Raw genomic sequence first — 20,450 nt, 5'->3', positions numbered from 1 at the left:
GTCGATGCAATATTGAGGGTGCGATGACGGCGGGAATTATCGCATCAAGCTTTCTTCCTGAACGGCGTATGCGCTTCGAGTTCCTCGATGTGATGATCCATCGCTTCGGTTTCGGCATCGAGAAACTCGGCGATCGCGTGGGCGAAACGCTGATCCGCGATCCAGTGCGCGGACCATGTCGGCGTCGGCAGAAGACCGCGCGACATCTTGTGCACGCCCTGCGCGCCGCCTTCGAAGCGCGCGAGCCCGTGCTCGATGCAATACGCGATGCCCTGCATGTAGCACGTCTCGAAGTGCAGCCCCGAGATGAACTCGCGCGTGCCCCAGTAGCGGCCGTACATCGTGTCGCCGCCGATCATGTTGAGCGCGCACGCGAGGCGCTCGCCGTCCGCTTCGGCGATCACGAGCAGGATGCTGTCGGGCGCGTCGGCGTGAATCTGGCCGAAGAATTCGCGCGTCAGATACGGCGCGTTCCAGTGCTCGCGATACGTGTTCTCATAGCAGTCGTAGAAGAAGTCGAGCGCGCCCTGATCGATCTGCGCGCCGCGCAGCCACGTGTAGCTGACGCCCGCTTCCGTCACGCGCCGCCGGTCCTGCTTCACCTTCTTGCGCTTGTCATGGCTCATCGTCGCGAGGAAGGCGTCGAAGCTCGCGAAGCCGTCGCCGGGCAGATTTTCCCAATGAAACTGCACGCCTTCGCGCAGCATGTAGCCCGCGTCCGTCAGCGCCTCGACGTCCTGCGCATGCGGAAACAATACGTGCAGCGATGAAAGTTCGAGCCTGCGTGTGAGCTCGATCGCACCACGCGCGAGCAGCACGCGATCTTCGTGGTGCGCGGCGATGAGGCGCGGGCCCGTCACCGGCGAAAACGGCACCGCCGCGAGCGCTTTCGGGTAATAGCGCAGACCGTGGCGCTCGAAGGCATCGGCCCATGCGTGATCGAACACGTACTCCCCGCGCGAGTGCGACTTCAGATAGAGCGGCATCGCCCCGGCGAATTCTCCACCGCGTTTCAGTATCAGATGATGCGCGCGCCAGCCGGTGCGCTTCACCGCGCAGCCCGTCTCCTGCAGCGCCGACAGAAACGCGTGACGCACGAACGGGTTGTCGCCCGCGAGCCGGTTCCAGTCGCCGGCGGGGATGTCGGTGAGCGCATCGACCACATGAATTTCGATCTCGCGATTCAACAGGCTACCTCGCTGAAATATCGATGGACGCATTCAAGAACCGCGCCCGAAAGCGGCTATTCTCGCGCAAGTCGTTGAATGACGCCCGCGCGTTCCCGCGCCCTGAGACGGTGCTTTCAGCGATAATGCGCGGCAAATCATCGACACGCGCTCATGGCCTGGTTCCTCTATCTGATCGAATGCGACGACGGCAGCCTGTACACGGGCATCGCCACGGACGTCGAAGCGCGCTTTGCCGCGCACGCGAGCGGCAAGGGCGCGCGATATACGCGCGCGAAGAAGCCGTTGCGTGTGCTGGCGTCGTTCGAATTGGCGGGGAAATCGGAGGCGTTGCGGGCGGAATATCGCGTGAAGCGCTTGTCGCCGATGCAAAAACGCGCGCTGATCGCGGGGAAAAGAACGCTGGAATCGGTGTTGCCCCAGACCGAGGCAAGCGAAGAAGAATGAAGCGCCGCCGCGCGAGAAGCGTGCAGCGGCGCTTGTTCGCGGAACTTACTTCTTATAGTTCGCGACGCCTTCCGAAATTTCCTTGTGCGCGGCATCGATGCCCGCCCAGCCTTCGACCTTCACCCACTTGCCCTTTTCGAGCGCCTTGTAGTTCTCGAAGAAGTGCTTGATCTGGTCCTTCAGGAACTCGGGCACGTCGTCGATCGACTTGATGTTCGCCGTCATCGGGCAGACCTTGTCGTGCGCCACGGCGATCAGCTTCGCATCCACGCCCGATTCGTCCGTCATCTGCAGCATGCCGACCGCGCGCGCGCGCACGACCGAGCCGGCCAGCAGCGGATACGGCGTGATGACGAGCACGTCGACCGGGTCGCCGTCGCCCGAAAGCGTCTGCGGGATGAAACCGTAGTTGGCCGGATAGCGCATGCCGGTGCCGATGAAGCGGTCGACGATGAGCAGGCCCATGTCCTTGTCGGCTTCGTATTTGACCGGATCGCTTTGCGCGGGAATCTCGATGATGACGTTGAAATCCTGCGGAAGGTCCTTGCCGGGAGGTACGTTATTGAAGCTCATGAGCACTCTCTGGAGAAGTTGAGAAGGGAGAAGGAATCGCACGGACGGACGGTCTTCGAGGCACCGCCGCGGCGCGCGTGCGGCGCTTGTGCGTGATCACGCCATTATAGCCAATCGCGCCCTGCGCCTTTGTGCGCAAGGCACGCGCCGCGCGTTGGCGTGATAATCGAAAGACCAGATCGAATTCCGGCACAGGAAGCCCCGATTTCAGGAGACATGCATGGAAGACGCGAAGCATTTCATCAACAACCACTGGGTCGCGGCATCGGGCGGCGAGACGATTCCGGTGGTCGATCCGTCGGACGGCCAGATTTTCGCGCAGATCGCGCGCGGCAATGCGGGCGACATCGACCGCGCGGTCGCCGCCGCACGCGCCGCCTTCGACGGCCCGTGGGGCACGACGAGCGCCGCCGAGCGCGGACGCATCCTCGCGCGCCTGTCGATGCTGATCGCCGCGTGTCACGAGGACATCGCGCAGGTGGAGGCGCGCGACACCGGCAAGCCGCTCAAGCAGGCGCGCGCCGACGCGACCGGCATCGCGCGCTATTTCGAGTTCTACGCGGGCGCCGCCGACAAGCTGCACGGCGAAACCCTGCCCTATCAGTCCGGCTACACCGTGCTGACGATCCGCGAAGCGCATGGCGTGACCGGCCACATCGTGCCGTGGAACTATCCGCTGCAGATTTTCGGGCGCAGTGTCGGCGCGGCGCTCGCGACCGGCAACGCGTGCGTCGTGAAGCCGGCGGAGGACGCGTGCCTGTCGCTGTTGCGCATCGCGGAGCTCGCGGCGGAAGCGGGCCTGCCCGATGGCGCGCTCAATATCGTCACCGGCTACGGGCACGAAGCGGGCGCGGCGCTGGCGCGGCATCGGGGCATCGATCACATCTCGTTCACGGGTTCCCCCGCGACGGGCGCGGCCGTCACCAAAATGGCCGCCGACAACCACGTGCCCGTCACGCTGGAACTCGGCGGCAAGTCGCCGCAGATCGTTTTCGCCGATGCCGACCTCGACGCGGCGTTGCCCGTGCTCGTCGCCGCCATCGTGCAGAACGCGGGACAGACGTGCTCGGCGGGCAGCCGCGTGCTGATCGAGCGCTCGGCTTACGAGCCTTTGCTGGAGCGTCTCGGGCAAGCGTTCGCCGCTTTGCGGGTCGGCCCGAGCAAGCTCGATCTCGACTGCGGCCCGCTCATCAGCGCGAAGCAGCAGCAGCGCGTGTGGGACTTCCTGTCCGACGCGCAGCACGACGGCATTCCGATGGCCGCGCACGGCGAAGTCGTCGGCGATGCGCCAGAAACCGGCTTCTATCAGGCGCCGACGCTCCTGCGCGACGTCCCGCCGACGCACCGGCTCGCGCGCGAGGAAGTGTTCGGTCCGGTCCTTGCCGCGATGCCCTTCGACGACGAAGCCGAGGCGCTGAAACTCGCCAACGGCACCGACTACGGACTGGTCGCGGGCATCTGGACACGCGACGGCGCGCGCCAGATGCGCCTCGCGCGCCGCGTGCGCTCGGGGCAGGTGTTCATCAACAACTACGGCGCGGGCGGCGGCATCGAACTGCCGTTCGGCGGCGTGAAGCATTCGGGACACGGGCGGGAGAAAGGCTTCGAGGCGCTGTACGGCTTCACGACGCTGAAGACCATCGCAATCAAACACGGATAAGGAGACACCATGCGACTGCAAGGGAAGACGGTGATCGTGACGGGCGGCGGCTCGGGTTTCGGCGAAGGCATTGCGAGGACGTTCGCGCGCGAGGGCGCGAATGTCGTCGTGAACGATCTGAACGGGCCGGCCGCCGAGCGTGTGGCGAGCGAGATCGCGCTCGCGTCGTCGCCCGAAGTGAAGCACGGCCGCGCGATCGCCGTAGCGGGCGATGTCACGAAGCGCGCCGACTGGCAAACCCTCTTCGATGCGGCCATTCAGGACTTCGGCAGCGTGCAGGTCGTCGTCAACAATGCGGGGACGACGCACCGCAACAAGCCCGTCATGGATGTGACCGAGGCCGAGTTCGACCGTGTCTACGCGGTGAACGTGAAGAGCATCTACTGGAGCGTCGAGCAGTTCGTGCCGTATTTTCGCGAGCGGGGCGGCGGCGCGTTCATCAACATCGCGTCGACGGCGGGCGTGCGGCCGCGCCCCGGCCTCGTCTGGTACAACGGCAGCAAGGCGGCGGTGATCGTCGCGAGCAAGGCGCTCGCGGTCGAGCTGGGCGCGGACCGCATCCGCGTGAACTGCATCAATCCGGTGATGGGCGAAACCGCCCTGCTCTCCGAGTTCATGGGCATGGAAGACACGCCGGAGAACCGCCGCAAGTTTCTCGCGACGATTCCGCTGGGCCGTTTCTCGACGCCGCAGGATGTCGCGAACGCAGCGCTCTATCTCGCCTCCGACGACGCCGAGTTCATCACCGGCGTCGCGCTCGAAGTGGATGGCGGGCGCTGCGTCTGAGCGTCGGGCGCACGCCGCGCGGCGCTTGCGGCGTGCGCTCAAACATCGGGGCTTTCCCTAGCGAAAACACGCGTTTGGCGTGGTTGCCGAAGGGCTAGAATCCTTACGCGTCCGTAAACATGAGCGGGCCCATCCGCTCGGCTTCGTGCGTTAAAAACTAGAGGAGACAAGCAACATGGCCAGCACCGCCAACCCGGCGCCCCGCCCCGCCGCGGGCGCCAATTCCGCCTTCGAAGAGGCCACTTACCGCAAGGTCGTCTGGCGGCTCGCGCCGCTTCTGCTGATCTGCTATATCGTCGCGTATCTGGATCGCGTGAACGTCGGCTTCGCCAAATTGCAGATGGCCGCCGACCTGCAGTTGTCCGACACCGTGTACGGCTTCGGCGCGGGCATCTTCTTCTTCGGCTATTTCATCTTCGAGATTCCGAGCAACATCATCCTGCATCGCGTCGGCGCGCGCGTGTGGATCGCGCGGATCATGATCACGTGGGGCATCATTTCCGCGCTCACCATGTTCGTCAAGACGCCGACGATGTTCTACGTGATGCGCTTTCTGCTCGGCGCGGCGGAAGCGGGCTTTTTCCCCGGCATCATTCTTTATCTGACGTACTGGTTTCCGGCGCGCCGGCGCGCGCGCATCACGACGCTGTTCATGACCGCGATCGCGCTGTCGGGTTTGATCGGCGGGCCGATCAGCGGCTGGATCATGGACGCTTTCCACATGAAGAACGGCTGGCATGGCTGGCAATGGCTGCTGCTGCTCGAAGGCATTCCGTCGATCATCGTCGGTATCGTCGTGCTGATGAAGCTCGATGACCGCATCGCGAAGGCGAAGTGGCTCACCGCGGAAGAACGCGATCTGCTCGAACGCAACATCGCGGCGGATAACGTCGAGAAGGAAGATCATTCGATCGGCAAGATTCTGTCGAGCCCGAAGGTATGGCTGATGAGCCTGATCTACTTCTCGTTCGTGATGGGTCTGTACGGCGTGAGCTTCTGGCTGCCGACGATCATCAAGTCGATGGGCGTCTCCAATGCGCTGCACGTGGGCCTGTTGTCCGCGATTCCGTATGGCGCGGCGGTGATCGGCATGCTGTACGCTGCGCGCAGCGCGGATCGCAGCGGCGAGCGGCGCTGGCATATTGCGATTCCGGCTTTCCTGGGCGCGATTGGATTGGTGCTGTCGGTGATCTGGTCGTCGAACACGACGCTTGCGATGCTCGGGCTCACGCTTGCGACGATGGGCATTCTCACGACGCTGCCCTTGTTCTGGAGCCTTCCGACGGCGTTTCTCGCCGGGACGGGCGCGGCGGCGGGTATCGCGATGATCAACTCGCTCGGGAATCTTGCTGGTTTTCTAAGTCCTTATCTTGTGGGGTGGTTGAAGCAGGCAACTGCTTCCAATTCCAGTGGGATGTATATGCTTGCTGGCTTTCTCGTGCTCGGTGCTTTGCTCGTTTTGAGCGTGCCGGCGCGGACGGTTAATCGCTAAGCGTTTTTGGGGCGGCGGTGCTTTGGGCTTTTTCCATAAGAGCACCTTCGCACCGCAACGATGCACAAAAGCCCCTCTGTGCACCAAAACCCCGCCGCGCATCGAACACATCAAACCCAAAACCACGACGAAACCCGCACGGCTAGTGCATCCCCGCCAATTGGCACACCCCTTGCAAAACAAACCGAGGAACCTGCTCAAACAAACCAAATCGGCAAGGGGAACGTAAAAATGAAACGACGCAGTCTGCTGAAGTTCGGCTCCATGTCGAGCGCGCTGGCCCTCGCAGGCCAGCTTCCGATCACGAAAGCCCACGCCGCCGATACCGGCCCGATCAAAGTCGGCATCCTGCATTCGCTCTCAGGCACGATGGCGATCTCCGAGACGTCGCTGAAAGACACGGCGCTCATGACCATCGCCGATATCAACAAGAACGGCGGCGTGATGGGCCGCCAGATTCAGCCCGTCGTCGTCGATCCTGCCTCCAATTGGCCGCTCTTCGCCGAAAAAGCCCGCCAGCTTCTCACGCAGGACAAGTGCGCGGTCGTGTTCGGCTGCTGGACCTCGGTGTCGCGCAAGTCGGTGCTGCCCGTCTTCGAAGAACTCAACGGCCTGCTCTTCTATCCCGTGCAATACGAAGGTGAAGAGATGTCGCGCAACGTCTTCTATACAGGCGCGGCGCCCAACCAGCAAGCGATTCCCGCCGTCGAATATCTGATGGGCGCGGAAGGCGGCAGCGCCAAGCGCTTCTTCCTGCTGGGCACCGACTACGTGTATCCGCGCACGACCAACAAGATCCTGCGCGCGTTCCTCCATTCAAAGGGCGTCAAGGATGCAGATATTCAGGAGGTCTATACACCGTTCGGACACAGTGACTATCAGACCATCGTCGCGAACATCAAGACCTTTTCCCAAGGGGGAAAGACGACCGTCATCTCTACGATCAACGGCGATTCGAACGTACCGTTCTACAAGGAACTCGGCAACCAGGGCCTGAAAGCGACCGACGTGCCCGTCGTCGCGTTCTCGGTCGGCGAGGAAGAACTGCGCGGCATCGATACGAAACCGCTCGTCGGCCACCTCGCCGCATGGAACTACTTCATGTCGGTGAAGAACCCGAACAACTCCAAGTTCGAAAAGGAATTCCTCGCGTACGCGAAAGCGCAGAACCTGCCCGGCGGCGACAAGCGCGTCACCAACGATCCGATGGAAGCGACCTTCGTCGGCATCCACATGTGGAAGCAGGCAGTCGAAAAGGCGAAGAGCGCCGACGTCGACAAGGTCCGCACCGCGATGCCCGGTCAGACCTTCGCCGCGCCCTCGGGCTTCACGCTGACGATGGACGGCAACCATCATCTGCACAAGCCCGTGATGATCGGCGAGATTCGCGGCGACGGCCAGTTCAACGTCGTGTGGAAGACCAAGACCGCGATCCGCGCGCAGCCGTGGAGCCCGTATATCGCAGGCAATCAGGGCAAGCCGGATGTGGTCACATCGATTCCCGCGTTCCTGCGCCGTCAGCGCGTGCGCATGGCCTGACGCATTGATGCCGTGAAGTCATGGCCGCGCGCCAATGGATGACGCGCGGCCGTTCGAGTCATACAAGAAAGGCCACCATGACCGGTTCCTTCGTGCGCGTTCTGCTCGCACTATGCATTGCGCTGACGTCGCTCGCGGCCCATGCGCTCACCAGCGACGATCTCGCCCCGCTCGCCGGCGACGATTTCGAAGCGAAGTCCGCAGCCATCGACAAGCTCATCGCCAGCGCCGACGCATCTTCGGTCGCCGTGCTCAACGCCTTGTCCGATGGCTCGCTCGTCGCGACCGATGATGGCCACGTCACCATTCAAACCGATGAAGGCAACAAGGACCCGGTAACCGGCAAGATCGTCGAAGCGCCGGAGGCGCAGCCGATCACCCTCTCCAACATCCTGCGCACGAAAGTGGCGGGCGCGTTGTCGGGCCTGCAACTCGCATCGACCGATATCGCGAAGCGCCGCGAAGCAATCATTGCGCTGCTGAGAAACCCGGACGCATCGATGAAACCGATGATCGATCGCGCCCGCGCCATCGAACGCGATCCCGATTTGAAGAAGCGCCTGGACACGCTCTGGGCGATGACCGCGCTGCATGATCCCGACGTGAACAAGCGCCTCGAAGCCGCGCAACTGGTGGCCGCGCGGCATGACCTGGACATGTACGAACTGCTGCGCCCGATCGTCGCGAAGAATTCCGATGGCGCGTTCAACGAGCCCGACGCGCGCGTGCGCAACGTGGCGCAGGAAGGCCTCTACGCGCTGGACTCGCTTCAACGCCGCAGCGAAGTCTTCGGGACGATCTTCGCAGGCCTGTCGCTCGGCAGCGTGCTGCTGCTCGCCGCGCTCGGGCTTGCGATCACGTATGGACTGATCGGCGTCATCAACATGGCGCACGGCGAGTTCCTGATGATCGGCGCCTATGCGACTTATGTCGTGCAGAACCTCGTGCAGCATTACGCGCCCGCCGCGTTCGACTGGTATCCGCTCTTCGCGGTGCCCGCCTCGTTCGTCGCGGCGGCGCTCGTCGGCATCGTGCTGGAAAGGCTCGTGTTGAAGCATCTCTATGGACGCCCGCTCGAAACGCTTCTGACGACCTTCGGCGTCAGCCTGATCCTCATTCAGGCGACGCGCACGCTCTTCGGCGCGCAGAACGTGCAGGTGACGAATCCTTCATGGATGAGCGGTGGCGTCGCGGTGATGCAGAACCTCATCCTGCCGTACAACCGTTTGACGATCCTCGCGTTCTCGCTCGCCGTCGTCGCGATCGCGTGGGGCGTGCTCACGAAGACGCGTCTCGGCCTTTTTGTCCGCGCCGTGACGCAGAATCGGCGCATGGCCGCGTGCGTCGGCGTGAAGACGGCGCGCGTCGATTCCTATGCGTTCGCGTTCGGCGCGGGGATCGCGGGGCTCGGCGGCTGCGCGCTTTCGCAGATCGGCAATGTCGGGCCGGATCTCGGGCAGAGCTACATCATCGATTCGTTCATGGCGGTCGTGCTGGGCGGCGTCGGCCAGCTTGCGGGCACGGTGATCGGCGGCTTCGGGCTCGGGCTCGTCAGCAAGACAGTCGAGCCGTTCTGGGGCGCGGTGCTCGCGAAGATCGCGGTGCTCGTGCTGATCGTGTTGTTCATCCAGAAGCGACCGCAGGGCATGTTCGCTCTGAAGGGCCGCAGCGCGGAGGCGTGAGTCATGACCGCATCGACCAATTTCCCCGCGAATCTCGACGTCACGCCGCAGCCCGATGCGAGCGCCGCGCGCGCCGGCTTCGCGCTCGGCCTTCCGCCGCGCGCCGCATTGCTGCCGCGCAATGGCTGGATCGCGTTGATCGCGCTCGTCGTTGCGATGGGCGTCCTCGTGCCGATATCAGCGCTCGTGTTGCCTGAGACGAGCGCGTTCCATCTGTCTGCTTACGCGATGACGCTCACGGCCAAGCTCATGTGCTACGCGATTGGCGCGCTCGCGCTCGATCTCGTGTGGGGATACTGCGGCATCCTAAGTTTAGGTCACGCGCTCTTTTTCGCGCTCGGCGGCTATGCAATGGGCATGTACCTGATGCGTTCGATCGGCCGCGAGGGCGTGTACAAGAGCGATCTGCCCGACTTCATGGTGTTTCTCGACTGGCATGCGCTGCCGTGGTACTGGCAAGGCACGGAGCATCTCTGGTACGCGCTGCTGCTCGTCGTGCTCGTGCCTGGCGTGCTCGCGTGGGTGTTCGGCTTCTTCACGTTTCGCTCGCGCGTGAAGGGCGTGTATCTGTCGATCATCACGCAGGCGATGACTTTCGCCGCGATGCTGCTTTTCTATCGCAACGAAACGGGTTTCGGCGGCAATAACGGCTTCACGGATTTCAAGCGTATCGCGGGCTTTTCCGTCACGCATCCGGGCACGCGCACCGTCCTCTTCCTCATCACCTTCGCGGTGCTTGTGCTCGCGTTTCTCGCGGCGCGCCGGATCGTCACGTCGAAGCTCGGGCGCGTCGTCACCGGCGTGCGCGATGGCGAGACGCGTCTCATGTTCCTCGGCTACAGCCCGCTCGCGTACAAGCTGTTCATCTGGACGGTGTCGGCCGTGCTATGCGGCATTGCGGGGGCGTTGTATGTGCCGCAGGTCGGCATCATCAATCCGGGCGAAATGTCGCCGGCGAATTCGATCGAAATGGCGATCTGGGTCGCCGTCGGCGGACGCGGCACGCTGATCGGGCCGATCCTCGGCGCGTTCGCCGTGAACGGCGCGAAGAGCTTTTTCACCGCGCATTTCGCGGAGTACTGGCTGTTCTTCCTCGGCCTCATCTTCACGCTGGTGCCCTTGCTTTTGCCGAACGGCATCATGGGACTCATTGATCTCGCGCGCCGCGGGAAGGCTCATGGAGACGCAGCGGAATGACCGCACACAACGCATTGATTGTTGATCTGCCGCCGCTTCCGCCTCTTGAAGAGCAACTCAATCTCAATGGCGTTGCGGGTCTGGGCCATGTGCTGGCGCCCGGGGAGATCGATGTATCGCACGGCGCGATTCTTTATCTCGAGGACGTGACCGTGAGCTTCGATGGCTTTCGCGCGTTGAACGCGCTCACGCTTTCCATCGACGTGGGCGAGTTGCGCTGCGTGATCGGCCCGAACGGCGCGGGCAAGACCACGATGATGGACGTCATCACGGGCAAGACGCGGCCCGATGCCGGCCGCGTGTTTCTCGGGCAGACGCTGGATCTCACGCGCATGTCGGAGCCGGTGATTGCGCGCACGGGCATCGGACGGAAGTTTCAGAAGCCGACGGTGTTCGAGAATCATCCGGTGTGGGAGAACCTCGAGCTCGCGATGAAGACCGATAAGCGCTGGTTTGCGTCGTTGCGTGCGCGGCTGGATGCGCAGGCGCAGGCGCGCATCGAGGAAACGTTGGAGTTGATTCGCCTGCAGCACGAGGCGACGCGGCTTGCGGGGGAGCTGTCGCATGGACAGAAGCAGCGGCTGGAAATCGGCATGTTGTTGATGCAGCAGCCTGCGTTGCTGTTGCTCGATGAGCCTGCTGCTGGCATGACGGATCATGAGACGATGGAACTCGCCGATCTTCTCAACAAGCTGCGTGGCTCGTGTTCGATGATGGTCGTCGAGCATGATATGGAGTTTGTTGCTGCTCTTGCGGGGGCTTTTGGGAAGGTTACTGTGATGGCCGAAGGTAGGGTGCTTGCTGAAGGCTCGTTGGATGAGGTCAAACGCGATGACGCGGTTATTGAGTCTTATCTGGGGCGGTGAGGGTTTTTTGTCGGGGAATGCCTGTTTTCGTGTCGGTCTATTAGCGTTGCCCCTGTGCGGGGCGGCAGTCACTTTCTTTGCTGCTGCAAAGAAAGTGACCAAAGAAACAGCTATCCCCAGCCTAAGCACTTCACGCCGGCCGCGGCACAGGCGATTGGCTGAATGGAACCCAGAGTAGCGAGTGTTCCCATTGTTGAGCCGGGCGTGGACCGCGCACGGTCTGACAAGCTAGTACCCGAAGGACCCTGGTTCAGCACGAAATAGCATCGGCACAGCGCTATGCGCTGCCGCCGGGTATGCAAGGGAAACCAGCGGTGGGCGTAGCAATACGCAGGCTCACGCAATCCCGATTGACCGGTCGGCCGCGAAGCGGGCTGGAGCTATAAGGTGCTGAACCAGTGTGTTATGCGGTGCGATGTGACGGACCGTGCGCGATCCAAGCCCGATTAGACCTTTGATTGCACTCGCTATTGCCGGACCACGAGAGTAGTTCTGTGCCGCGGCCGGTGTGAAGTGCTTAGGCTGGGGATAGCTGCTTTCTTTGGTGACTTTCTTTGCGTCGACCAGAGTTGGCGCTTTAGCGCTTACTCTGGTCCCGAGCAAAGAAAGTTACCCCCGCCCCGGGGAGGGGCAGTGCCAATAGACCGACACGAAATCAGGATTCCATAGAAGAAAGCGAACCACGAAACATGCTAAACATAGAAAACCTGAACCAATACTACGGCGGCAGCCACATCCTCCGCGGGGTAAAGCTGACCATCCCCGAAGGGAAACTGACGGTACTGCTAGGCCGCAACGGCGTCGGCAAGACGACACTCCTACGCTGCCTGATGGGCGTAGTCCCAACAAAAACCGGCACGATCACCTGGCGCGGCAGCAAAATCTCCTCACTGCCAACGCATGCACGCGTTGCCACCGGCCTCGCCTACGTCCCCCAGGGCCGCGACATCTTCCCTCGTCTCTCCGTCGAAGAAAATCTGCTCGTAGGCGCAGCGAGCCGAGCCGCACCAAAAGAAATCCCCGACCATATCTACCGCCTCTTCCCCGTGCTGAGAGACATGAAACACCGAAGAGGCGGCGATCTCTCCGGCGGCCAGCAACAGCAACTCGCAATCGCCCGCGCGCTGATGAGCGAGCCGCAACTGCTCATCCTCGATGAACCCACGGAAGGCATCCAGCCATCCATCATTCGGGACATCGGCCGAACACTAAGACAGCTCGTCGACGAAATGGGCATGACAGTGCTGCTCGTCGAACAGTATTACGACTTCGCACGCGAGCTCGCTGACCACTATTGGGTGATGAGCCGCGGCGAAATCGTCGCTGGCGGCGCGGGATCGGACATGGACGCGCATGGAGTGCGCGAATTGATCGCCGTATGATGACGGCTTGTCATCGATCGCGACCCAGTCATGCATCATGAATCACACACGGCGCTCGCCGACGCGGAAATCTGGCGCGGCGCGCTCGAACTCGGCTACGCGCGCCAGCACGGCCGCACGGTCTGCGTTCATCGCAAGCACGAAGGGCCGCTGCGACTGCAACGGCCGCTCTATCCCGAAGGCGATATCTGTCACTCGGTGATCGTGCATCCACCAGGCGGCGTCGCGGGCGGCGACCGTCTGTCCATCGACGTTCGATTGCAGGAGAGCACGCACGCCGTCATCACGACGCCAGGCGCGACCAAGTGGTACAAGGCCAACGGCAGGCTCGCGACGCAACGCATCGATATCCGCCTCGCGCCGCACGCGAAGCTCGACTGGCTTCCGCAAAACAACATCGTGTTCGAAGCGTCGAACATCGAGCTCGAATTCAATCTCACGCTCGATGAAAGCGCCACTGCGATCGGCTGGGACGCGATGCTGCTCGGCCGCGCCGCAGCAGGCGAGAAATGGACGCACGGACATATCAGGGCGAGCTCGCGTATCGCACATCGCGATGGCCGCACGCTCTGGTTCGAACGCACGCTGCTCGATGCAGCCGATCCCCTGCGCGATGGCGCTCAAGGGCTCGCAGGCTTTCCCGCCTACGGCACACTCTGGGCAATCGGCCCCGCCTGCGACGATGCGCTCGCCGAAACGCTCACGGCCCGGTTGCCATTCGACGATGCCCTGCGCGCGGCTGCATCGTGCGTCGCGCCCGGCGTATTGATCGTGCGTGCAATCAGCCGTTCGATGGAGCCGCTGCAACGCGCGCTCACCGAGTGCTGGACGCATCTGCGGCCAATCGTGCATCACGTCGAGGCCCAGCCCTTGCGCTTATGGACGACGTAGTTACGCACCAACCTGATGCGCGCATCTGCCCCGACATGGTGCGCACACGAGCCGAAACGCATAGAAACAGCCGTTGGCACGACTCTCGCTAGGGAGCATCGGCCGATCAAAACAACGAACTCATGAAACTCACGCCTCGCGAAAAGGACAAGCTGCTGATCTTCACCGCAGCCTTGCTCGCAGAACGCCGCCGCGCACGCGGCCTGAAACTGAATCATCCGGAAGCGGTCGCTTTCATTTCCGCAGCCTTGATGGAAGCGGCGCGCGACGGCAAGACCGTCGCCGAAGTCATGCACTACGGCACGACGCTCCTCACCCGCGACGACGTGATGGAAGGCGTGCCCGAGATGATTCCCGACATCCAGATAGAAGCGACGTTTCCCGACGGCACGAAGCTCGTCACGGTTCATCATCCGATCCCCTGAAAACATGATCCCCGGCGAATATTTCATCGATGACGGCGAGCACGAGCTCAACGCGGGCCGCGATACCGTGACGGTCGTCGTCGCGAATCATGGCGACCGCCCCGTGCAGGTCGGCTCGCACTACCACTTCTACGAAGTCAACGCCGCGCTGAAGTTCGAGCGCGAGAAGGCGCGCGGCTTTCGCCTGAACATCGCGGCGGGCACGGCGGTGCGCTTCGAGCCGGGACAGGAACGCACGGTCGAGCTCGTCGCGCTCGCGGGCGATCGTCGCGTGTATGGCTTCAACGCGCTCGTCATGGGCCCGCTTTAATTCGGAATCCAAAGGAATACTATGACACTACGCATCGGCCGCCGCGCTTATGCGGAAATGTTCGGCCCGACCACCGGCGACCGCGTGCGCCTCGCCGATACCGATCTCATCATCGAAGTGGAGCGCGACTTCACGACCTACGGCGAAGAAGTAAAGTTCGGCGGCGGCAAAGTGATTCGCGACGGCATGGGCCAGTCGCAACGCCCCGCCGCCGATGTGGTCGATACCGTCGTGACCAATGCGCTGATCCTCGATCACTGGGGCATCGTGAAAGCCGATATCGGCATCAAGGGTGGACGCGTCTTCGCAATCGGCAAGGCAGGCAATCCGGACATTCAGCCGAACGTGAACATCGCCATCGGCGCGGCGACGGAAGTGATCGCGGGCGAAGGAATGATCGTCACCGCGGGCGGCGTCGATACGCATATCCACTTCATCAGCCCGCAGCAGATCGACGAAGCATTATCGAGCGGCGTCACGACGATGCTCGGCGGCGGCACCGGGCCCGCCACCGGCACGAACGCGACGACCTGCACGCCGGGTCCGTGGCACATGGAGCGCATGTTGCAAGCCGCCGATGGCTGGCCGATGAATCTCGGCTTTCTCGGCAAGGGCAACGCGAGCCTGCCCGCGCCGCTGATCGAACACGTGAAAGCGGGCGCGATCGGTCTGAAGCTGCACGAGGACTGGGGCACGACGCCCGCCGCGATCGACAATTGCCTCTCTGTCGCCGATGACACCGATACGCAAGTCGCCATTCACACCGATACGCTGAACGAAGCGGGCTTCGTGGAAACGACCATCGCCGCGTTCAAGGGCCGCACGATCCACACGTATCACACTGAAGGCGCGGGCGGCGGGCACGCGCCGGACATCATCAAGGTCGCGGGCGAACCGAACGTGCTGCCCTCTTCGACCAACCCGACGCGCCCGTACACCGTCAACACGCTCGACGAGCATCTCGACATGCTGATGGTGTGCCATCACCTCGATCCGTCGATTGCGGAAGATATCGCGTTCGCGGAATCGCGCATTCGCCGCGAGACCATCGCCGCCGAGGACATTCTTCACGATCTCGGCGCGCTGTCGATGCTTTCATCCGATTCGCAGGCGATGGGCCGCGTCGGCGAAGTCATCATCCGCACGTGGCAGACGGCGCACAAGATGAAAGTGCAGCGCGGCACGTTGCCCGAAGACGGCGCGCGCAACGATAACTTTCGCGCGAAGCGTTACGTCGCGAAGTACACGATCAATCCGGCGATCACGCATGGCATCGCGCATGAAGTCGGATCGATCGAAGCGGGCAAATGGGCCGATCTCGTGTTCTGGGAGCCGGCGTTCTTCGGCGTGAAGCCATCGCTGATACTCAAGGGCGGCATGATCGCGCTCGCGCAGATGGGCGACCCGAACGCATCGATTCCGACGCCGCAGCCGGTGCATTACCGCGAGATGTTCGCGACGCGCGGCGGCGCGCTCGGCAAGACATCGCTCACGTTCGTATCGCAACTGGCGATGGACGCGCGCGTCGCGGATCGCTATGGCCTGCACAAGCAGATCGTCGCGGTGAAGAACTGCCGCCATGTGACGAAGGCCGACATGATTCACAATGCATGGCAGCCGTCCATCAGCGTCGATCCGCAGACCTATCAGGTGATCGCCGATGGGCAATTGCTCACCTGCGAACCCGCCACCGTTCTGCCGATGGCGCAGCGCTATTTTCTGTTCTGATTCCCTCATGCGTACCATCGACAAACGTCTGACCGCAAAGCTCGCGCCCGTGCTCGTCAAGCGCGCGCCCACCCTGACTCTGCCCTTCGATGCGCGCAGCAAGAGCCGGCTCGCCGCCACGCTCGACAACGGCGAGGAAGTGGCGCTCGTGATGCCGCGCGGCACCGTGCTCGCTGACGGGGACATGCTCGTCGCGGATGATGGCGGTTTCGTGCGCGTCATGGCGGCGGCCGAAGACGTGCTCGTCGTGCGCGCGCCGAGCGTGCGTCTGCTCACGCGCGCCGCCTATCATCTCGGCAATCGCCATACGCCCGTCGAAGTCGGCGCGGACTATCTGAAGCTCGAAGCCGATCCCGTGCTCGAAGGCATGCTGAAGCGTCTAGGCGTGGTCGTCGCGCATGAATCGCAGCCGTTCCAGCCCGAAACAGGCGCGTATGGCGGCGGTCACAAGCACGGCCACGACGAAACCTTCAGCGAAGACCATGCGCTCGCGCAAAAGGTCTTCGACGAGCATCACGGGCACGATCACGCGCATGACCACGATCATTCGCAGTGCGGCCACGATCACCACCACCACGGCCATGCGCATCGCTGAGCTGACGGCGCTTCTGCATCTCGCGTCGCCGGCGCTGCCGATCGGCGCGTTCAGTTATTCGCAGGGGCTCGAAGCGGCGATCGAGCACGGCCTGATCCACGACGGCGACAGCGCGCGCGACTGGATCGCGAACGGTTTGACGAATGTGCTCGCGCGCGGCGAATTGCCGTTCATCGCGCACCAGATGCGACGCTGGCATGCCTGCGACGAAGCCGCGTTGACAGCCGCAAACGACGAATACATCGCGAGCCGCGAATCGGCGGAACTGCGACGCGAAACCGAGCAGATGGGCTGGTCGCTCGCGCAGCTTTGCGCATCGCTCGAATGGGGCGACGCCGCCCGCCGCGCGACGCTCGCCACGATCAGGCCCATCGCGCAGCCGACCGCCTTCGCGTTCGCCGCGTTCGCGCACGATGCGGCGCCGGACGCGGCGCTCGCGGCCTACGCATTCAGTTGGGTCGAGAATCAGGCGGCCGCCGCGCTGAAGGCCGTGCCGCTCGGACAGCTCGCGGGGCAGCGCATCATCGTCACGTTACGCGGGCCGATCGATGCCGCCGTGCGCCGCGCGCTCGATACATCGCCCGACGCCATCAACACGTTCGCGCCGCAGCTCGGCATTCTGTCGGCGCGGCACGAATCGCAATATTCACGACTCTTTCGCTCCTGACTCGCACGATGAACGTTCCCGCCTATTCCGCCGCCGCCCGCCGAACCAAGAAACTGCCCCCGTTGCGTGTGGGCGTCGGCGGGCCGGTCGGCTCCGGTAAGACCACGCTGCTCGAAATGCTCTGCAAGGCGATGCGCGATCAATACGATCTCGTCGCCATCACCAACGATATCTACACGAAGGAAGATCAGCGCCTGCTGACGGTGGCGGGCGCGCTGCCGGCCGAGCGCATCATGGGCGTCGAAACGGGCGGCTGTCCGCATACGGCGATTCGCGAAGACGCATCGATCAATCTCGAAGCCGTCGATCGCATGGTGTCGAAGTTTCCGGATGTCGATATCGTGTTCATCGAATCCGGCGGCGATAACCTCGCGGCGACGTTCAGTCCCGAGTTGTCCGATCTGACCATCTATGTGATAGATGTCGCGGGCGGCGAGAAGATTCCGCGCAAGGGCGGGCCGGGCATCACGAAGTCGGATCTGCTCGTCATCAACAAGACGGATCTCGCGCCGCATGTGGGCGCGAATCTCGACATCATGGCAAGCGACGCAAAAAAGATGCGCGGCGAGCGGCCGTTCGTAATGTGCAATCTGAAGGCGCTCGATGGCCTCGATGAAGTCATCGGCTTCATCGAGAAGAAAGGGCTGCTGCTCGCCTGAGACGCAACGTAGAACCGCTACGACAGCGCGATCGAGTTCGATATGGAGATCGCGTTCTCGCCCATCTGCACGAAGTCGCGCTTCATCTCGACGTGCCATTGCAGGAAGTTGCGGCTATTGGATTCGCCGGGCAGCATCCAGTCGTGCAGCTCGATCACGACGAGCGGAAACGTGTTCAGCACTTCGCTATGCCGCGAGAACAGGTCCGACTCCGCGCCTTCGATATCGATCTTCAGGATGAATGGCGTCACGCCGGGCGGGATCACGTCTTCGAGCGTGAGCGCGTCGACGGCATAACCTTGGTCGACAGGCTGCTCGGCCGTCCGGAACGCCCACTCGCCGCCGCCGGGATCGTTGAGATAGAGCGTGCCGTGCTTCGCCGCGATCGCAGCGTTCAGCGGCGTGATCTGCGGGAACGACGCAGCGTTGCGTTTGAGCAGCGCGAAGTTCGATATGTCAGGCTCGATGGCGACGACCTTCGCCTTCGGATAGGTCAGCGCATACCACACGGCGGACGCGCCGATATTGGCGCCCGCATCAATGATCAACGGATTTTCGCAAGCCTCGTAGAACGCCGCGATTTCCTTCGCGCGCCAAAGCGTATCGGTGGCGTAGGAGCGGAGAAAGAAGATCTGCTTGCAGACGCCGCGATCCGCGACGCAGGGCCGGTATTCGAAGCGCCGGTTGCCCGGCAGCACAAGACTGCCGTGCAAGCCCCATCGGGCGCTGCCCCACGCATCGGTCGGTTCGTTGGATGGCTTCAGCAGGCGGAAAAGCCGGGGCGGCATTACATCTTTGACGAGGTGCTTGATGAGATCTTGCATGCGGGTCCTCAATGTCAAACTGAAAACGCATTCGCAGGCATCCGGCCGCTTGTCCGCGCGGTCGGCTCGGGGCGATCAGTATCCCTCTTACGTCCGACACGTTCAACCCTCGTTAACGTTCGACATATAGGGTGGCAACGTTCGGAGAACGAGCTTTTATCAGACGAAATGGACGCGCCCGGCAAGCCGCAGACTTCACTTCGCCGCGTCGCTTTCCGCTTCGAGCAGCGCGCCCAGCACGCTCACCGTTCTTTCCGTCGCGCCGCGATGACGCGCCGCGAATGCCGAGGCCGCCGCGCTCATCGCGAGGCGTCTGGCTTTGTCGTCGAAGATTTCACGCAGCCCGCGCGCGAGAGCCTGCGGGTCCTGCACGCGCAGCGCGGCGCCGGCCGCGATGGCGTCGTTGGTCGCCTGCGTGAAGTTGAACGTGTGCGGCCCGATCAGCACCGGCACGCCCGCCGCGCACGCTTCGATCAGATTCTGCCCGCCGAGCGGCAGCAGACTTCCGCCGATGAACGCGAGATCCGCCGCCGCGTAATACGCGCCGAGTTCGCCCATCGAATCGCCGAGCAACACCTGCACGTTCGCCGGTAACGGCTCCGGCACGTCCGCGCCCGAACCCGCCGCGACAGGCTTCGGCGCCCATACCGAGCGGCGCGCGCTCGTGAGCCCGAGGCTCGCGATCAACGCGGAGACTTCATCGAAACGCTGTGGATGACGCGGCACCAGTATCAGCAACGCATCGGGCACGTTCAGCGCCGCGAACGCGCGCAAGACCAGCGTCTCCTCGCCTTCGCGCGTGCTCGCCGCTACCCACACGGGCCGCTCGCCGATCGCCGTGCGCCACGCCTGGCCGCGCGCGACGAGTTCGGGCGGCGCAGTCATGTCGAACTTCAGATTGCCGAGCACCGCGACGTTGCGCGCGCCGAGCGCGGTCAGCCGCTCGGCGTCGGACGGCGTCTGCGCGAGCACGCGCGAAAAACCGCCGAACACTTCGCGCGCCGCGCGCCCGAACTTCGCCGCGCGCCGGTACGAGCGTTCCGACATGCGCGCGTTCGTCAGCACGAGCGGCACGTCGGCGCGTTTGCATTCGTCGATGAGCGTCGGCCAGACTTCGGTCTCCATCACGATGCCGAGCGACGGACGCCACGCGCGCAAAAACCGCCGCACGAGAACGGGCAGATCGTAGGGAAGATAGCTGCGCAGCACGCGATCGCCGAACAGCTCGACGCCGGTCGCGCGGCCGCTCGGCGTCATGTGCGTGAGCAGGATGCGGGCTTCGGGATGCGCCTTCAGCAAGGCGTCGATGAGCGGCTGCGCGGCGCGCGTCTCACCGACCGACACCGCATGCACCCAGATGAGCGGCGCGAGGTCGTCGGCGCTTCTGCCGCGATGCGGCGGCACGCGCCCGAAACGCTCGCCGATATGCTCGCGGTAGCCGCGCTCCCTGCGCGAACGGATGAGGAGCCGCAGCACCGCGAGCGGCGCGACGATCCACCAGAGCGCCCGGTAGACGAGCCTCAGCATCGCGGCCGATGCG

20 protein-coding genes are annotated in these 20,450 nt (G+C 63.5%); 16 read left to right on the top strand and 4 right to left on the bottom strand.

Translation table 11 applies throughout. The annotated features are described in order from the left end of the window. Nucleotides 1-44: 44 nt before the first annotated feature. Complete coding sequence (locus AWB75_RS03605; protein WP_061122690.1) at nucleotides 45-1,187, bottom strand: GNAT family N-acetyltransferase; 1,143 nt, start codon at nucleotides 1,185-1,187, stop codon at nucleotides 45-47. Between the two features lie 153 nt (nucleotides 1,188-1,340). Here AWB75_RS03605 and AWB75_RS03600 point away from each other — a divergent pair, with 153 nt between their 5' ends. Then, the gene (locus AWB75_RS03600) at nucleotides 1,341-1,634 is read left to right on the top strand and encodes a GIY-YIG nuclease family protein (protein ID WP_061122689.1); all 294 of its coding nucleotides are present in this window, start codon (nucleotides 1,341-1,343) and stop codon (nucleotides 1,632-1,634) included. Nucleotides 1,635-1,679: 45 nt separating this feature from the next. Here AWB75_RS03600 and ppa read toward each other — a convergent pair whose 3' ends face one another. Further along, nucleotides 1,680-2,207: an inorganic diphosphatase gene (ppa, locus tag AWB75_RS03595; protein WP_061122688.1), complete on the bottom strand. Its 528-nt coding sequence runs from the start codon at nucleotides 2,205-2,207 to the stop codon at nucleotides 1,680-1,682. Nucleotides 2,208-2,427: 220 nt separating this feature from the next. Between ppa and AWB75_RS03590 the strand changes: the two genes are divergently transcribed. The 15 genes from AWB75_RS03590 (at nucleotide 2,428) to ureG (ending at nucleotide 18,086) form a co-directional block, all read left to right on the top strand. Further along, complete coding sequence (locus tag AWB75_RS03590) at nucleotides 2,428-3,867, top strand: aldehyde dehydrogenase family protein (protein ID WP_061122687.1); 1,440 nt, start codon at nucleotides 2,428-2,430, stop codon at nucleotides 3,865-3,867. 9 nt (nucleotides 3,868-3,876) lie between these two features. Continuing rightward, nucleotides 3,877-4,653, top strand: coding sequence for an SDR family oxidoreductase (locus AWB75_RS03585; RefSeq protein ID WP_061122686.1), 777 nt, complete (start codon nucleotides 3,877-3,879; stop codon nucleotides 4,651-4,653). 175 nt (nucleotides 4,654-4,828) lie between these two features. After that, nucleotides 4,829-6,145 (top strand): MFS transporter, encoded by a 1,317-nt coding sequence (locus AWB75_RS03580; protein WP_061122685.1) that lies wholly within the window; start codon nucleotides 4,829-4,831, stop codon nucleotides 6,143-6,145. Nucleotides 6,146-6,376: 231 nt separating this feature from the next. Further along, complete coding sequence (urtA, locus tag AWB75_RS03575) at nucleotides 6,377-7,684, top strand: urea ABC transporter substrate-binding protein (protein ID WP_061122684.1); 1,308 nt, start codon at nucleotides 6,377-6,379, stop codon at nucleotides 7,682-7,684. Nucleotides 7,685-7,761: 77 nt separating this feature from the next. After that, the gene (gene urtB, locus AWB75_RS03570; RefSeq protein ID WP_061122683.1) at nucleotides 7,762-9,366 is read left to right on the top strand and encodes an urea ABC transporter permease subunit UrtB; all 1,605 of its coding nucleotides are present in this window, start codon (nucleotides 7,762-7,764) and stop codon (nucleotides 9,364-9,366) included. 3 nt (nucleotides 9,367-9,369) lie between these two features. Further along, complete coding sequence (gene urtC, locus AWB75_RS03565; protein ID WP_061122682.1) at nucleotides 9,370-10,563, top strand: urea ABC transporter permease subunit UrtC; 1,194 nt, start codon at nucleotides 9,370-9,372, stop codon at nucleotides 10,561-10,563. Continuing rightward, nucleotides 10,560-11,429 (top strand): urea ABC transporter ATP-binding protein UrtD, encoded by an 870-nt coding sequence (urtD, locus tag AWB75_RS03560; RefSeq protein WP_061122681.1) that lies wholly within the window; start codon nucleotides 10,560-10,562, stop codon nucleotides 11,427-11,429. Before urtC ends, urtD begins: the two co-directional genes overlap by 4 nt. Before the next feature lie 689 nt (nucleotides 11,430-12,118). Next, on the top strand, nucleotides 12,119-12,811 hold the full coding sequence (gene urtE / locus AWB75_RS03555; protein WP_061122680.1) for an urea ABC transporter ATP-binding subunit UrtE: 693 nt from the start codon (nucleotides 12,119-12,121) through the stop codon (nucleotides 12,809-12,811). Between the two features lie 30 nt (nucleotides 12,812-12,841). Then, complete coding sequence (locus AWB75_RS03550) at nucleotides 12,842-13,702, top strand: urease accessory protein UreD (protein WP_061122679.1); 861 nt, start codon at nucleotides 12,842-12,844, stop codon at nucleotides 13,700-13,702. Nucleotides 13,703-13,824: 122 nt separating this feature from the next. Next, entirely contained in the window at nucleotides 13,825-14,127 is a 303-nt protein-coding gene (locus AWB75_RS03545) for an urease subunit gamma (protein WP_008342482.1), read from the top strand. Between the two features lie 4 nt (nucleotides 14,128-14,131). Continuing rightward, nucleotides 14,132-14,437, top strand: coding sequence for an urease subunit beta (locus AWB75_RS03540; protein WP_061122678.1), 306 nt, complete (start codon nucleotides 14,132-14,134; stop codon nucleotides 14,435-14,437). A gap of 21 nt (nucleotides 14,438-14,458) precedes the next feature. After that, the gene (gene ureC / locus AWB75_RS03535; protein ID WP_061122677.1) at nucleotides 14,459-16,165 is read left to right on the top strand and encodes an urease subunit alpha; all 1,707 of its coding nucleotides are present in this window, start codon (nucleotides 14,459-14,461) and stop codon (nucleotides 16,163-16,165) included. 7 nt (nucleotides 16,166-16,172) lie between these two features. Further along, a complete protein-coding gene (gene ureE, locus AWB75_RS03530) occupies nucleotides 16,173-16,760 on the top strand; it encodes an urease accessory protein UreE (RefSeq protein ID WP_061122676.1) in 588 nt (195 codons plus the stop codon). After that, complete coding sequence (locus AWB75_RS03525) at nucleotides 16,747-17,427, top strand: urease accessory protein UreF (protein WP_061122675.1); 681 nt, start codon at nucleotides 16,747-16,749, stop codon at nucleotides 17,425-17,427. The genes ureE and AWB75_RS03525 overlap by 14 nt, the downstream gene beginning before the upstream one ends. 8 nt (nucleotides 17,428-17,435) lie before the next feature. After that, a complete protein-coding gene (ureG, locus tag AWB75_RS03520; RefSeq protein ID WP_061122674.1) occupies nucleotides 17,436-18,086 on the top strand; it encodes an urease accessory protein UreG in 651 nt (216 codons plus the stop codon). Between the two features lie 17 nt (nucleotides 18,087-18,103). On the opposite strand, the gene AWB75_RS03515 is transcribed toward ureG, so the two are convergent. Next, a complete protein-coding gene (locus AWB75_RS03515; protein WP_061122673.1) occupies nucleotides 18,104-18,910 on the bottom strand; it encodes an FkbM family methyltransferase in 807 nt (268 codons plus the stop codon). 195 nt (nucleotides 18,911-19,105) lie between these two features. Next, nucleotides 19,106-20,437 (bottom strand): lipid IV(A) 3-deoxy-D-manno-octulosonic acid transferase, encoded by a 1,332-nt coding sequence (waaA, locus tag AWB75_RS03510; protein ID WP_061122757.1) that lies wholly within the window; start codon nucleotides 20,435-20,437, stop codon nucleotides 19,106-19,108. Between the last annotated feature and the right edge of the window lie 13 nt (nucleotides 20,438-20,450).

Origin of the sequence: Caballeronia catudaia, from assembly GCF_001544755.2 — a bacterium.
Lineage (GTDB): Bacteria > Pseudomonadota > Gammaproteobacteria > Burkholderiales > Burkholderiaceae > Caballeronia > Caballeronia catudaia.
This window is presented reverse-complemented; position numbering and strand designations above follow the sequence as displayed.